Genomic DNA, 14,112 nt, shown 5'->3' on the forward strand with positions numbered 1-14,112 from the left:
TCGTGAGCCGCAGCAGCCATGCCTGGACTCCTCCACTATCCTACTCGCATTGCCGCCCCATGTAAATTAGTGGATTCCAAAATAAAAAGCCATGCCTGGAGGCGATGGCTTGAAGGAATCAGGCGGTCTCCAGTAAGGTTCTGGAGATGAAATCATCGATGGTCATCTCTTCGCTGTACACCCGGTGAAACAACTGGTCCATCTCTCCGCTGCCCTCTTCCGCTCCCAGCAGGCTGGCGACTTCCAGCTCCATCTCCTTGATATCGGTGGACAAATGCTGTATGTAATCCGTGCCCAGCAACCCGGAACGTTTCGTTTCTTCCAATAACCGTACCGCATCAATGAGCAGTTCAATTGCCGACCTGGCGCTCGACTCGATCAACGACATCCACATAGTGCCCATCCCCTCTCCATTCCTGCAATGAAGCAGTCGTCAATGTATTGATATCACTATACATCCCGACGTAAGAGAAGGCATATGACCGTTGTCACATTCTCCCTTTCTTAACAAAAAGAAGAACCCCCCGTGCGGAGGGCCGGGGGGACAAAGAGCAGGGGCAGATCTGTACTGTACGGGGGAAAGGCGGCAACGGTCGGGGCCGCTCCCCTACCCGTCAAGACCCCGTCGAACGGTAGTGTCGCACCCCGAACCGCCAGGCGAGAAGGCAGGGCAGGAGGAACAGCACGCTCGCCAGCGGCATCAGCATGTAGAGGATCGCGCTTCCCTGCGCCCGGTCCAGGATATAGAGCAGCGGCAGGTAGCTCACGCAGCCGAACGGGATGATGAACGTGAAGAAGCGCGTCACCCACTTCTGGTAGATGTTCAGAGGGTACTGCGCCATCTCGCGGCCTCCGTCGGTGAAGATATTGGCGACCTCCAGCCCCTGGATGGTCCAGAAGCACAACGTCGCGGCCAGGATATAGATGCCGGTGAAGATGAGCACGCCCCCAGCGATCATCAGCAGCAGGATCAGCACCTTGGCTGCCGTCCAGGCAATGGTCAGGCCGCTCACCGCCCAGACGAGGACGACCGCGCTCTGGACAATGCGGCCGCACCTCGTGAACTCGAAGCGGGAGCCGAGCACCTGCATCGCCGTGCTCCGCGGCCGCACCAGCAGCCGGTCGAACTCGCCGCCGGCCACCAGGGACGAGAATGCGTCGAAGCCGCGGGCGAAGCACTCGCTGAGCGAGAAGGCCATGTGGATCACGGCGAAGCAGAGCGCCGCTTCGTAGAAGCTCCACCCCTGCAGCTGCCCGAAGCGTTCGAACATCAGGTAGAGTCCCGCGAAGACGGAGAACGGGATGAAGAACTGTCCGAACGTCAGCAGCCAGAAGGACGTGCGGTACTGCAGCTGCGATCGGAAGAGAAGCGACATATAGCGAAAATAGATCATACGGTTATCCTCCTTGTACGACGACTTGCCGGAGCGCCCGCCGCAGGGCCCAGCGTCCGAAGCCCACGAGGAGAGCGAGCCAGCCCAGCTGGACTAGAATGCCCCAGAGCGCTTCCTGCTGCGCGATGTGTCCGGTGTAGACCCGGAACGGAAGGTCCGAAGCCCACCGGAACGGCAGGGCGTAGGTCACCTTCTGCAGCCACAGCGGCATGAGCGGCACCGGGAGGACCATCCCCGCGAAGAATTCGCCGGCCACGGCGATGAGGATCGTCGAGCCTGTCGGGGACAGCGTCCAGAAGACCGAGATGTAGATCAGCATGGAGATGGCGACAATGAGCAGCAGTCCCAGCGTAAGCGTGACCACGAACAAGGCCAAGGCGGCGAGGGATGCGGGCGGGCGCATGCGGTAGGGCTCCGGCAGGAAGAGCACGACGAGCAGGATCGGAAAACAGCGGAGAAGCGCGCTCGACAGCCGCTGGGCCAGCAGTTTGGCGAACCAGAACGGATAGAGCCCGCACGGCCTGCACAGCTCGTAGGCGATGTTGCCGCCCGTGATGAGCTGGAAGATTTCGTTGTCGCGGAACCAGAGCATGATGAAGGCGAGGAAGATTTGCTGCAGCCAGATGTAAGCGGTGAGATCCTCGAGGGACATCGGGGCCTTCACCGTGCTGCCGCTGTAGAAAGCAACGAAGATCATAATAAAGATCAGGCCGAAGAACAGCTGCGTCGCAATACCGGCCAGAGCGGCCGCCCGGTACTGCAGGCCGTTCAAGAACCGCATCCTGCATACGGAGATATAGGCCTTCATATCTGGTGCTCCCGGTACAGCTGGACGATCATTTCGTCCACGGACTTCGTCTCCACCGCCACATCGAGCAGCTCCACCTGCTCGGAGAGGCTTGTGATCACTTGACCGATGCGGGTCCGCTCCGTGTCCATGCTGTAGACCGCACGCTCCGCCGTCCATGACAGGCAGACCGTGCCGGGAATATCGACGGGCTCGGCGTGCGCCCGGTACTCCGCGGTCAGCGTCTGCTGCGTGCCGAACCGGCTGCGCAGCTCGCCCATGGTTCCGTCGTAGAGCAGCGAGCCTTTGCCGATCATGAGGATCCGGCCGGCGAGCGCTTCGATGTCGCTCATATCATGGGTCGTCAGGATGACGGTCACTCCTTTCTCCCGGTTCACCGTGCGGATGAAATCCCGCACGGCGATCTTGCTTACGGCATCGAGCCCGATCGTCGGCTCGTCGAGGAACAGGATCTCGGGGTCGTGCAGGAGAGAAGCCGAGATCTCGCAGCGCATACGCTGGCCGAGGCTCAGCTGCCGGACGGGCGTATGCAGCAGGCCCGCAAGCCCCAAGGTTTCGGTCAGCATGATCAGATTGGAACGGTAGGCATCGGGATGGATCCGGTAGATGTCCCTCAGCATTTCGAAGGAATCGATGACAGGCACATCCCACCACAGCTGGGACCGCTGTCCGAATACGACCCCGATATGCCGGACATAGTCAACCCTGTCCTGCCAGGGCGTATAGCCCATAATGGTGCACGATCCCCTGTCGGGAACGAGGATGCCGCTCATGATTTTGATCGTCGTGGACTTCCCCGCTCCGTTCGGCCCGATATATCCCACAATATCGCCCTGCCGAATCTCAAAGTTGATCCCCTTCAGCGCCTCCACTATCGTATACTCGCGTGCCCATAACGCTTTCAGTGCCTGGCCCAGCCCCGGCGCGCGCTTCGCCACTCGGAACGACTTGCCTAAGTCCTTCACGGATATCACTGCCGGTCTTTCCTTGGGTATACTGATCATCCGAATAACCTCCTTCAGCCGATTGGTTTTGCAGCACAAAGAAATATATCCAAATTTCGAAAAAAAGTATAGACTTAACCTTTTCTGGATGTTATAATACTATTATAGAGATTAAGCAGCTAGATATTAGCGAAGGGTTGCCAGTTTTCTTCTTTACGGAACCCACATCGTTTTTTACTTCTTTTTCAACTCGTATCGTTCGTGAGTGTTGGTCATTCGCATAAGGCGACTATTACTCGTTTTTATTTTTTTGTTTGTGTATATAGTAATCCGAACATCTGTTACCCAACAGTCGTTCGGATTTTTTGGTATTTCACTCGTGTTGATCGTTCACGCCTTCCTGCGTACGATGTTCCCCGCTTCCCTTCCAACCTGCGCCGATAGGACGAACACCGAATGGGGGCCTCCTTCCCCCACAGGATTCCCACATATTAAAAAGGGCAGCGGCTGCTCCGGACGCATACCACGTCCAGCCTGCCACTGCCTTATTGAGTTGTCTTGCCGTGTTAGGGGAAGAACCTCCCCCTTCTGATCCCAGCTTCGATCCGGTCAAACCAAAAACCGGTACCCCGATCCCCACACCGTACCGATATACTGCGGTTTGGATGGGTTCTCCTCGATTTTCTCCCGGATTCTGGCGATATGTACCGTTACGGTAGAAGCATCGCCCAGCGCATCCATCCCCCAGATCCGCTCGAAGAGCTCCGACTTGCCGAACACCCGGTTGGGATGCTGGAAGAGAAACCAGAGCAAGTCGAATTCCTTTTGGGTCAGGGGCACCTCGCCCCCGTTCACCAATACCCTCCGCGCATCCTTGTGAATTTCGAGGCCGCGGACCTGCAGCTTCGCCTCAGTCTGCTCTTTGCCATAACGCGCTTTCATGCGTTCGAACTTGGTCAGATGGGCATTCACCCGAGCGACCAGTTCACCCGAACTGAACGGCTTCGTGATATAATCATCCGCTCCAAGGCCGAGACCGTTGATTTTATAAATTTCCTCCGCTCTCGCCGATACAAGAAGCACGGGAATATCATCCTTCTCGCGAATCGCTTTCAGTACTTCAAACCCGTCCATGCCCGGCAGCATAATGTCCAGGATAACGAGTTCGAACTTCTCTTCCGCGAGAGCCTTCAACCCGGCCAGACCGTTGCTAACGATCCGGACCGTGTAACCGCTCAGCTCCAGGTAATCCCGCTGCAGATCGGCAATGCTCTGATCGTCTTCCACAATAAGTATCCTCTTCATCCTGCCCTCCACCACCGCTATCCTTTCTATCCCTTCTTCAAAGAAATCATTACCCGGGTTCCTTCCCCGGCAGCGCTTCTCGCCCATATCTTCCCGTCGTGCCCCTCCACAATCTGCTTCGCGATGGCCAGGCCCAGTCCGCTGCCGTCCGCACTCTTGCGGGAAGCGTCCACCCGGTAGAACCGCTCGAAGATATGCGGCAGGTCCGGCTCGGGGATCCCCTGGCCGTTGTCGCTGATTTCGATAATGGCCGAGGTTCGGGTCTCCCTGAGGAGGATCGCCACCCTGCCATCCGCCGGCTCCACATATTTGGCCGCATTGTCCAGAATGTTCTGGACAACCCGCTTCATCCTTTCGCGATCTATGGATACGAGGACGGGCGCCTCCAGCTCGCTGCTTAGCTCCAGGCGGATGCCGGCCCGCTCAAACTCATATTGATAGTCCGACGCGCAGTCCTCGAAGTAGTCCGCCAGATCCGTCTTCTCGAAGTGGTACGGCAGCTTGTTCAGATCCAGCTTGGAGTACAGGAGAAGATCGTCGATCATCGTATTGACGAGCACGGCCTTCGAGCGGGCGGTCTCCAGATAAGCTTCCATTTTCTCCGGCGTCTTCGCCACCCCGTCCATAATGCCTTCGATATATCCTTTAATGGAAGTAACCGGCGTCTTCAGGTCATGAGAGATGCTGGACACGAGGAAGCTCCGGTTTTCATCGTATTTTTGCTGCAGATAGATGGACTCCTTAAGCTTGATACGCATGAGTTCGAGCGTTCGGCACAGCTCCCGCACCTCATCGTCGCCCTCCTCCGCAATCCCGAAGTCCAAATCGCCCTGGCTGATCTTCACGGCGGCACTCCTGAGCCTGGAGACCGGAATCATGATTCCGCGGGAGAACCGGTACGATACCCAGAAGTTCGATACCAAGAAAACCACCAGGAAAAAGAGGATCGTAAACAGGCCAAGCAGTATGTAAAAGCCCCTATGGAGCTCTATTGGCGCAAGCAGCAGCAGAACCCCTTCATCGCCGGAAGGAAGCTTGTAAGCCGTCCGGGCGAACATATACGTCCGGCCGTCAAGCTCCAGGGTATCCTGATCCGGCTCCCCGCTCGTCAGCATCAGGCTTTTTTCGATGTCGAGCTCGCTGAACGGTTTGGTGGAATACAATACCTTTCGATTCTGCATAAGGACGGCCTGGGCACCGAGTGCCGTCACCCGGTCCGATAGCTCCTGCTGGTACCGCGGGTCAAGCAGCTGCTCGAACTCGGTGGACAAGGCTTCCCGCTTGATCTCGCTGATGCCCGTCCTGACCTCGTAGACCCGCTGCCACTCCTGAATATAGGCATCGCGTCCGAAGACGTTCGAATAAGCGGCAACAAAGATAATGACCGCCAGCACCGTCAAGCCGATGGACAGCAGGACAGCCAGCGCATTCATCATGAAAAAGCGTTTGGTTAAATGCATGGAGATCCCTCTCTATAGATCCTTGCTGTCGAACAGGTAGTAGCCTGCCGCAAATAACATGATACCACAACCCGACATGATCAAGAGCTGGCGGACAATTTTGAGCATATTCATCGATTCCGAAATCCAAAGCGTGTACCAGTCAAACATCGATGTAATAAAGAAACTCGAATAACTTGAAAATACGATGCCTAAGAAGTTAAGCCCCACGAAAGCGATAATGGCAAGAAAGAACACGGCCAATCCGCCCCGAAGAAGATTGGACAGCAGGACAACCAGCAGCGAGAACACGAACACAGGAAAAAACGTCGCCATATACGACAAAACGACCCGCACGACCCCCATCAGGCTCGCGGACGACATATTAAACAGGAACCCGGCCAGCAGCGAGAGCACCATGACGAACACCAGGTTCGCCGCAATGAACAACGCCAGATTCAGAACCTTGGCGCTGAACACGCCAAAACGGGATACGGGCCGGGTCAGCGTGATCTTCATCGTATTCGACGAAAATTCGCCGCTGAACATATCGATCGCCACAAAGGTGGCAAACAGCGGAAGAATCGTGTAGGTAAAAATCGTCAACACCACGAATGGAAATTCCGTGCTGCCCACCACTCTCAGTCCGAGACCGTGCTTGATCGTCGTTACGGCAAGTTGTCCGACCACGACGGCGAGGATGGACAAGATGACGGCCGCGATCAATTTTTTCTTTTTGAGCAGCTTGACGGCTTCATTGAGGAACGCCGCTTTAAATCCTGCCATTGCGGTCCACCTCGCTAACAAAGTAATTCTCAAGAGAAGAATAATTCGAAAGAATGTTCCGGGTGTAATCCACATTAACCAGCTTCCCGCCGTACACCACACCGATTCGGGTACAGGTGAGCTCCACGTCATGGATCAAATGGCTGGAAATAAAAAAGGTCGTGCCCTCCTCGCCGGAGAGCTGCTTGATCAGCCTGCGCATCTCGAGCATTCCCTCGACATCGAGTCCATTCAGGGGCTCGTCGAGAATGAGCAGCTTCGGCTTCGACAGAATCGCCGCCGCAATGCCCAGTCTTTGCTTCATGCCGAGCGAGAACTTCCTGGATTTTTCATTCTTATATTTGGACATGCCGGTAATCTCGAGACATTCGTCGATTCTCCGCTGATCCACGTGCGGGTAAAACCTCGCAAACAGCTTGAGGTTGTCATTAGCCGTCAAATAAGGGTACGACTCCGCCGTCTCGATCATACAGCCCACATGCTTCATGGCGCCTACATAGTCTTCTTGGATGCTCGATCCAAATATCTTCACATCGCCGCGGTCCGGCTTCAGCAGTCCCGCCATCATCTTCATGGCTGTCGTCTTGCCCGCGCCATTGGGGCCCAGGAAGCCGAAAATATCGCCCTGATCGATCTCCAGATTCAAATCGCTGATCCCCCGGCCGTTCAGGTACATCTTGGTCAGCCCGGTGATTTCGATCGCTTTACTCATGGTTTGCAGCCTCTCTCCCCCACCAAAATGGTCAGGAAGCCGCAGCAGCGGCTTCCCTTCCCTCGGCTTTATTACTCTATTCCTCGAATACGCGGTTAAACTCACCATCTTCAAACGGGCGGTCATTCTTGGACTGAGAGGAATGTTCATCCAAGATCTCGAGATTCAAATTCAGGTACATTTTACCCGAGCCGCTAGGCTGCAGCTGACCGTTCTCCTGCCCGCCCTTGGCGTTCTTATAAGTGAAGAATGAGTTACCCGATTGCGTCGGATTGTATTCAAAGGTAAAATTGTACGGATCGCCAAACTCGGCTTGGAATTCCGGCTTCACGGTTTCGGTATACTTGCCCGTTACTTTATCCTTGTCGACATTCAAGATTTGCAGGGTGCGCTCGCCGATTTTGACGAACTTGCCGTCTTTCTCCAGGACGATGGAGTTCTTATAGGTTCCGATATACTTCGTGCTGAAGCCGCTTTGACCCGTCACTTGCTCGACGGTTGCCCCCGTAAGGTCAGGCAGCACAATCTTCGTCGTTCCTACGTTCGTGAGCTTCATCACCACATTGAGCGTAAGATCATGCGCTGTGCCGTTCTTGTCTTTGCCCGCCAGCACGATATCCCCCGTCACGCTCTCGAGCAATCCTGCCTTGTTCTCAATGGCGGTGCCGACCACTTTCTTCACATAAATATCGCTCTCGATCTCCGGCAGCTTGGTGTCTTTCGCCATGCGTCCCCGGTCGTTGATCATCTGCTTGATGCCGAAGGAAGAGACGGCATTCACTACCGCTGGCACCTGGGCCTCAGACAAGCTTCCCGAGTATACTCTTCCGCCGTCCGCATTTTCTTCCGCCTGCACATAGTCTTTGAGATTGCCGACCACCGCATCGACGATCCTCTCGATCTCCGGCGCGCCCTTCTCCTTGAACGGACTTTTGAACTTGTCCGCCTGCCCCTGGTCTACGCCATCCGCGAATTCCGTGACGATATACTTGCCCTCATGGTCACTTTTCCAGATCGAGCGCTTAGGGTCGGTATACGAATAATTGGTTGATGTCTCGCCGCCCGAAAGCTGTGTTACCCTCGTGTTTTCAGATGCATGATTGGCGGTCTCTACTTTCTGGGAGGTGGACGCCTGGAACAGGATTTGACCGTTATCCTTCAGAGAAAACAATCCTTCCATCGTGTAGCTGCCAAGCCCCTGCTCCATCTGCGCGGCAGTGTTTTTGGCGGAGTTCTTCAACAGGTCATAACCGGAACCGAGCAGCGCATCGGCGAAGGCGGTGGATACGAAGACACAAGCTCCGACCGTAAATGAAAGTGCGGTCATCGTTTTTTTGTTCAGTTTCATGTTCGGATCTCCTTTAGTTCATATCGGGGAAACGTTTCCTTATCCCTCATTATAAAGGGGACCTATTGCATTTCTCTAACAAACTTATTAACAAATCATTAACTCAGCGGAGCGGCGCTGCTTCCCGCTTCACACATCCTGGGACAGCCGCACCATGTCCAGCAGCTGCATGCCGTTCTCGTAGATCGGCTCGCTGTAATGCCGCACGAAGAAGTCCCGGTCGATCCCGGTCATCCGGAATCCGCACTTCTGGTACAGGGCCAGCTGGCCCACGCCGGTGCTCCCCGTACCGACTTCGATTGTCCTGTAGCCGAGCGCCCTAGCCTCGCCGACGGCATGGGTCACGAGCATCTTGCCGATGCCCTTGCCTTGATGCGGCTCCGCCACGGCGACATTCACTAGCTCTACGGTATCCGGGCGTGTGGGAAGCAGAACGTACACCCCGACCGCCGATCCTGCCGCATCCGGGGCCGTATAACACATTCCTCTTGACAGGTACTCTTCCACCAGGCTCCGCGAAGGATCGGCGAGCAGCAGCAGTTCCATCGGGGGCGGCTCCCCGTCCGCCAGCCTGCGAATAGGCAGGATAGGTTCTCCCGGGCTGCCGGGCGTCTCATCGCTGCTCTCCCATATCATCGATGTGCTGTGGGGGACGAATCCTTGCTTGCGCCAGAACGCCATCCCACCGGGATTGGTGTCCAGCACATCGAGACGGATCGCCGAACAGCCTTGGAACCGCTCCTGCTTCAACAGGCGGATGCCTTCCCCGCCGTAACCGAGCCCCCGGTACGCTTCCTGGATGAAGTAATGGCGTATGTAGACTTCCCGCTGCGCCTGGTGATACGGATGATGGCGGAATTGGTACAGGGCATACCCGGCTTCGGCCTCGCCTGCGGTGAACAGATCCGCCTGCCACCCGCCGGACAAGAAGTCCGTCATGCGGGCCTCCAGCTCCGGGAGCCCCATCGGGTTGCCGCTCTTCTCCGCCCGGATCAATCCGAGGTTCATCGCTGCGAGCCGTCCGGCGTCCCCCGCGCCGGCTGCTCTCAAGCCAAGCTTTATTTCATTTATTCCGGGCTTTATTTCAGGCTTTATTTCGGGCTTCATAAGGCTCCTCCTCTATCTTCCTTATTTCAGTCCCGGCACATGGAGACGAGCTTCCGGATCGTGGCTTCATTGCGTGTCGTCGCCATGACCTTCAGCTTGCTTTCCAGAAAGTTGTTCGAGAACTGCGACTTGCCATAAGAGCCCCGGCACAAAATGTACGCGACATCCCCCGCGATCCGGTATTCGTCGACTTCATTGGCATAAGCCCGCAGCCTGTCCACGGCGTCCCCGTCCGGCACCTTCTCCAGAAAGGAGTAATACCGCTTCGCCTGCACCTCCTCCTCAGTACCGGCTGAAGCGCCCGTAGTGAACGGGTTCGCCGCCAGCGCCTCTTCCAGCGCTTCGGGCGTCCGGACAATGACTCCCACCTCGAAGCCGAAGTGCGACTTAAGCTTGCCGGCAATCTGTTCCGCCAACGCGCCGGGACTCTCCTCCTCCGTATGGAACACGGCATTCCCGCTTTGGATATACGTCCTCACCTGCCGGAGGCCCATCGACTCCAAGAGCTCGCGCAGCTCCTCCATCCTGATGATCTTCTGCCCGCTGACATTGATGCCTCGCAGCAGAGCGATATACTTGGCCATATATGGACCCCTCCCTATTCTTCCAATTCCCTGACGCTTCCAGTATACCATGAGAGCCCCGCTGCGGCTTCTCCCGGGACCCTGAGGGGTATGGGGTTTCAACCGCTCTTGAAGTCGTGTCCTATATGAATTTCTTTAGCGGTAAGGACACGACTTCAAAGGCGGCCCGTAAACTCTCCACCCCACACCCATCCCTCTCTAATCTACTCTCGGCTTAGCTCCTACCTTACTAAGAACAAGAAATTTTATAAATTCTATAATATCAAGCAAGGGCCGTTCCCTTAGGAACGGCCCCGAAGATTCAGCACTGCGACTGGCTCTACTCTACTTACTCTACTTACTCCACTCACTCCACTTACTCTACTTACTCTACTTACTCTACCTGCCCTCTCTCTACTCGACTCCCCTCTGCGGCCGCCGCCCTTATTTCACCTTGTACCTCACTTTCACGGTCCGGCTTGCGGTATTGCCCGAGGGATCGACTGCCTTCACCGTGAATTCATTCTCGCCTTCCGCCAGCGGGAAGGAGCGGCTGAACTTCCCCTTGACTACAGGCACGCTGACGGGCGCTCCGCCACTAGGGGCAATTGTGACGGCACCGTCCTGCAGCTCCTCATTCACCCGGCCGGAGAGCACTACGGTCGGCTTGCGGGTGCTGCGGTCCACGTCATCCAGCTCGATTCTCGGCGCCTTGGTGTCGCCCGGCAGATCGCCCCGCACAATCCCGAGCCCGTTCGTCCCGACATAGACCCGGCCGAACACCCGCGGATCGCCGGTAATCGTCCGGTTGGCCGAGCCGAACTGGTGGGCATCGTCATTGATCCGGACCCAGGAGGCGCCGATATTGTCCGAGCGGTAGATGCCGTAATTCCCGCCGACCTTCGCATAGGCATACACGGCCATGTAACGCTGGCCCGGCGCTGCCTTGCCGAATCCGACGGTAGCCGCTTCTTCCACGCCCTTAACCTTCTTGAAGGTTGCGCCCGAATCGGTGGAGCGCCAGAGGCCGTAGCTGCTGGCCGTATCGGAATTGTCCTTGGCCGCCCCCAACCAGATATCGCCTTCCGCCCCCGGCACCGCTTTGAAATTACTTGTCAGCTTGGCAGGCAGTCCCGAAGCCTTGGAGGCCGCGAAGGTCGCTCCGCCGTCCGTACTCACGTAGAAGGTGCCTCCGGCAAAGCCGTAGAACTTCTGCGGGTTGACCCGGTCCGAGGAGATATGGGCCCCAGCCGGAATCCCTTGAGATGCGGTCCAGGTCGCTCCGAGGTCCTTCGAGAAGCTGACGGGTCTCGGCGCCTCGGGAGTATCCCCCTGCGGGCTCCACAGGAGCGTCTTGCCGTCGGCTCCGACAGCTACATAGCCGCCGCTCGTCTTATCCTCCGCCCCCGAGATCCAGGCATTCGCCGCAGGGCGCCACGTTCGGCCGTTGTCCGTGGAGACGCCCATTCTCGCGGCACTCCCGTCGGCATTGCCGACGCGGACGATGATATCCGGGTTCTTCTCGGCATAATCGAGGTCGGTGCTGCTTCCGATATACGGATTCGTGATCATCTCCGGCGCCCGGTTCAGATCCTCATGCCGGAATCCCCCGATGTCGCCCATGGAGCTGAGCAGCGGCGCGCCCGACGGCGGACTCACCAGCCCGAGGATCGCCGTCTCTTCGATCCCGTCCGCGGCGACGCCGATCTTCACGGTGCCGTCCCCATCGAGCGCCGTCAAGTTCTCGCTGCCGTACAAGGTCGCGCCCGTCCCGTACATCATGCGGTCGGAATTGAACGGATCGATCTCGAGGTCGCCGATCATCCAGCCGAGCTTCGGCGCAATCTCCGGGAGCTCCTTCTTCTGTCCCCAGTCGAGCCACGGCGAGAGGGAATAATCGATCGTGAACCGGTTCTCGCGGATCGGGTTCTTCGAATAATCCAGCGTCCAGAACGGTTTCCAGGTGACGCCGCCGTCCGTACTGCGGTAGATATGGTCGTCCGGCCACCATTTGTTCATCGTCGCGACCATCACCGTATCCGGATGCTGCCGGTCTACCGTCAAGCCGCCGTACGGGCTGTCCGTACTGCCTGTAGGCGAGATGTCCTTCCAAGCACCGGACTTCGTATCGAGCTTCCAGACCGCTCCCGTGCCGCCGTTGTAAGGACCTGCGCCCTCATTGTAGGTGACGTACAGGTTCCCCTGCCCGTCCAGAACGCCGTGATGCGGCAGGAACCCCTGAGCCGGCTGTCCCGGCACCGCTTCCCAGGTCGCTCCGCCGTCCGTGCTGCGGTAGATGCTCTGGTTCGTATCCGCCACGCCGGCGTAGATCGTCTGCGTCGCATGTCCCTTGGAGCCCGTCTTCTCGTCGAACGTGATCCACACGACCCCTACCCGGTCCCCCAGGTCGTCCACATAGCTGCCTGCAGCCCCGAAGCTCTCGACCCGGCTCCACGATTCGCCGTAATCCGTGCTCCGCCACAGGCCGTTCCCGCTGCGTGCCCCTAGGTACAGCACCCGGTTGTCGTTCGGATCGACGGCAAGCCGTTCGCCCATCGAGCGGCCCGGCATATTCCCGCCGAGCTTGAAGGGCAGCTCGGTCCGCTTCCAGCTCCGTCCCTGGTCCTTGGAGCGCAGGAGTACCCCATTCATATCGGTCCAATCATTCGTGTACGTGCCCGCAGCAACGTAGACGCGGCTTGGGTCCACCGGATCTGTCGCCATACTCTCGACGCCCAGCATGTTCCACTCTTCGAAGGCCACGGAACCCAGCAGCTGAATCCACGTCTTCGTGTCCGGGTCCCACCGGTAGGCGCCTCCGATATCCGTACGGGCGTAGATCAGGTCCTTCTTAGACGGATTATAGATAATCCCCGGCACAAAGCCTCCGCCTACTACCTTCACCCGGCCCCATTGATAGTTTTCTTTGGGTTTCTTGCCCCCCTGGGCCTCTGCAGCCGAACCCGTACCCGCCAGCGAAACCGTTAAAGCGCTTACCAAAATCAAACTCATCCACTTCTTGTACATAAGCTTCCTCCTCTGCCGTATCAGCATATCTTGATCCAAGGTCATCCGCGCCGCCCGTAAGCGCTTACCTGGATAGGCGCCCACCAGCTCGTCCACTGCCTGTCTCCCCATTTCTTCCTCATTGTAACCTTGAACGGACAGAGGGAAGTACCCTGCATTTTAAACGTAAATTCATGGAAAAATTAGCGGTCGGTCACTTTACAGAATAGAGGCTTGTTCTTTATATAGAACAATACTACAATAAAATATACAGCGATTCACCGGATGGAACAATCATGGATTAGGGGAGAACAGCGGACCTATGGAAGAACAACGCATTAGTATGTACAAAGGCTGTCTCGTCGGTATCCTCCTCTGCACGCCGTTCTGGATTCTGATCCTCTACCTTCTGGTTAAATGGATAGGGTAACAGGGAATAAGGTGCTGCGCAGCGCGCTCGCCGCGGGCCACGGCATCCGGGTCGGCCTGGAGGATGCGTGCTCCGGATGACGGACGGACATCAGGTCCATGGCGGCAATGCGGAGCTTGCCGCCATGGCCTGCGCACTGGCCGATCACCGATCGAGTAGGAGGGGGCGCCTAGCCCCCGTCCTCTCACACCACCGTACATGCGGGTCCGCATACGGCGGTTCCAAAAGGTTAACGAAGTTCCAGATATCGAGAAAGCAAACTCTTCAGCC

General features: G+C 57.2%; 12 protein-coding genes and 1 pseudogene. All 13 read right to left on the reverse strand.

The window, feature by feature from the left end; translation table 11 throughout:
* Positions 1-118 precede the first annotated feature (118 nt).
* Positions 119-394, reverse strand: coding sequence for a hypothetical protein (locus O9H32_RS21300; RefSeq protein ID WP_269868141.1), 276 nt, complete (start codon positions 392-394; stop codon positions 119-121).
* A 220-nt stretch (positions 395-614) separates the two neighbouring features.
* The gene (locus O9H32_RS21305) at positions 615-1,394 is read right to left on the reverse strand and encodes an ABC transporter permease (RefSeq protein WP_269868142.1); all 780 of its coding nucleotides are present in this window, start codon (positions 1,392-1,394) and stop codon (positions 615-617) included.
* Between the two features lie 4 nt (positions 1,395-1,398).
* The gene (locus tag O9H32_RS21310; RefSeq protein WP_269868143.1) at positions 1,399-2,202 is read right to left on the reverse strand and encodes an ABC transporter permease; all 804 of its coding nucleotides are present in this window, start codon (positions 2,200-2,202) and stop codon (positions 1,399-1,401) included.
* Complete coding sequence (locus O9H32_RS21315) at positions 2,199-3,206, reverse strand: ABC transporter ATP-binding protein (RefSeq protein WP_269868144.1); 1,008 nt, start codon at positions 3,204-3,206, stop codon at positions 2,199-2,201. Before O9H32_RS21315 ends, O9H32_RS21310 begins: the two co-directional genes overlap by 4 nt.
* 549 nt (positions 3,207-3,755) lie before the next feature.
* A complete protein-coding gene (locus O9H32_RS21320) occupies positions 3,756-4,451 on the reverse strand; it encodes a response regulator transcription factor (protein WP_269868145.1) in 696 nt (231 codons plus the stop codon).
* Positions 4,452-4,477: 26 nt separating this feature from the next.
* Entirely contained in the window at positions 4,478-5,911 is a 1,434-nt protein-coding gene (locus tag O9H32_RS21325) for a sensor histidine kinase (RefSeq protein ID WP_269868146.1), read from the reverse strand.
* 12 nt (positions 5,912-5,923) lie between these two features.
* The gene (locus tag O9H32_RS21330) at positions 5,924-6,676 is read right to left on the reverse strand and encodes an ABC transporter permease (protein ID WP_269868147.1); all 753 of its coding nucleotides are present in this window, start codon (positions 6,674-6,676) and stop codon (positions 5,924-5,926) included.
* The gene (locus tag O9H32_RS21335) at positions 6,663-7,388 is read right to left on the reverse strand and encodes an ABC transporter ATP-binding protein (RefSeq protein ID WP_269868148.1); all 726 of its coding nucleotides are present in this window, start codon (positions 7,386-7,388) and stop codon (positions 6,663-6,665) included. Before O9H32_RS21335 ends, O9H32_RS21330 begins: the two co-directional genes overlap by 14 nt.
* 76 nt (positions 7,389-7,464) lie before the next feature.
* Entirely contained in the window at positions 7,465-8,736 is a 1,272-nt protein-coding gene (locus tag O9H32_RS21340) for a hypothetical protein (protein ID WP_269868149.1), read from the reverse strand.
* 129 nt (positions 8,737-8,865) lie between these two features.
* The gene (locus O9H32_RS21345; protein ID WP_406627363.1) at positions 8,866-9,282 is read right to left on the reverse strand and encodes a GNAT family N-acetyltransferase; all 417 of its coding nucleotides are present in this window, start codon (positions 9,280-9,282) and stop codon (positions 8,866-8,868) included.
* Between the two features lie 120 nt (positions 9,283-9,402).
* Positions 9,403-9,843: pseudogene (locus O9H32_RS32790) on the reverse strand (N-acetyltransferase family protein); the annotation flags it as partial.
* Between the two features lie 26 nt (positions 9,844-9,869).
* Positions 9,870-10,427: a DUF1697 domain-containing protein gene (locus O9H32_RS21355; RefSeq protein WP_269868150.1), complete on the reverse strand. Its 558-nt coding sequence runs from the start codon at positions 10,425-10,427 to the stop codon at positions 9,870-9,872.
* Positions 10,428-10,850: 423 nt separating this feature from the next.
* Positions 10,851-13,433, reverse strand: a complete 2,583-nt coding sequence (locus tag O9H32_RS21360) for a xyloglucanase (protein ID WP_269868151.1) — start codon at positions 13,431-13,433, stop codon at positions 10,851-10,853.
* Positions 13,434-14,112: the final 679 nt, after the last annotated feature.

The organism is Paenibacillus caseinilyticus, assembly GCF_027533645.1.
Taxonomy (GTDB): Bacteria; Bacillota; Bacilli; order Paenibacillales; family NBRC-103111; genus Paenibacillus_G; species Paenibacillus_G caseinilyticus.

What these genes read in the sequence shown, in the direction of transcription:
- O9H32_RS21300 (WP_269868141.1), bottom strand. Translation starts at nt 394, where the DNA reads ATGTGGATGTCGTTGATCGAGTCGAGCGCCAGGTCGGCAATTGAACTG.
- O9H32_RS21305 (WP_269868142.1), bottom strand. Translation starts at nt 1,394, where the DNA reads ATGATCTATTTTCGCTATATGTCGCTTCTCTTCCGATCGCAGCTGCAG.
- O9H32_RS21310 (WP_269868143.1), bottom strand. Translation starts at nt 2,202, where the DNA reads ATGAAGGCCTATATCTCCGTATGCAGGATGCGGTTCTTGAACGGCCTG.
- O9H32_RS21315 (WP_269868144.1), bottom strand. Translation starts at nt 3,206, where the DNA reads ATGATCAGTATACCCAAGGAAAGACCGGCAGTGATATCCGTGAAGGAC.
- O9H32_RS21320 (WP_269868145.1), bottom strand. Translation starts at nt 4,451, where the DNA reads ATGAAGAGGATACTTATTGTGGAAGACGATCAGAGCATTGCCGATCTG.
- O9H32_RS21325 (WP_269868146.1), bottom strand. Translation starts at nt 5,911, where the DNA reads ATGCATTTAACCAAACGCTTTTTCATGATGAATGCGCTGGCTGTCCTG.
- O9H32_RS21330 (WP_269868147.1), bottom strand. Translation starts at nt 6,676, where the DNA reads ATGGCAGGATTTAAAGCGGCGTTCCTCAATGAAGCCGTCAAGCTGCTC.
- O9H32_RS21335 (WP_269868148.1), bottom strand. Translation starts at nt 7,388, where the DNA reads ATGAGTAAAGCGATCGAAATCACCGGGCTGACCAAGATGTACCTGAAC.
- O9H32_RS21340 (WP_269868149.1), bottom strand. Translation starts at nt 8,736, where the DNA reads ATGAAACTGAACAAAAAAACGATGACCGCACTTTCATTTACGGTCGGA.
- O9H32_RS21345 (WP_406627363.1), bottom strand. Translation starts at nt 9,282, where the DNA reads ATGGAACTGCTGCTGCTCGCCGATCCTTCGCGGAGCCTGGTGGAAGAG.
- O9H32_RS21355 (WP_269868150.1), bottom strand. Translation starts at nt 10,427, where the DNA reads ATGGCCAAGTATATCGCTCTGCTGCGAGGCATCAATGTCAGCGGGCAG.
- O9H32_RS21360 (WP_269868151.1), bottom strand. Translation starts at nt 13,433, where the DNA reads ATGTACAAGAAGTGGATGAGTTTGATTTTGGTAAGCGCTTTAACGGTT.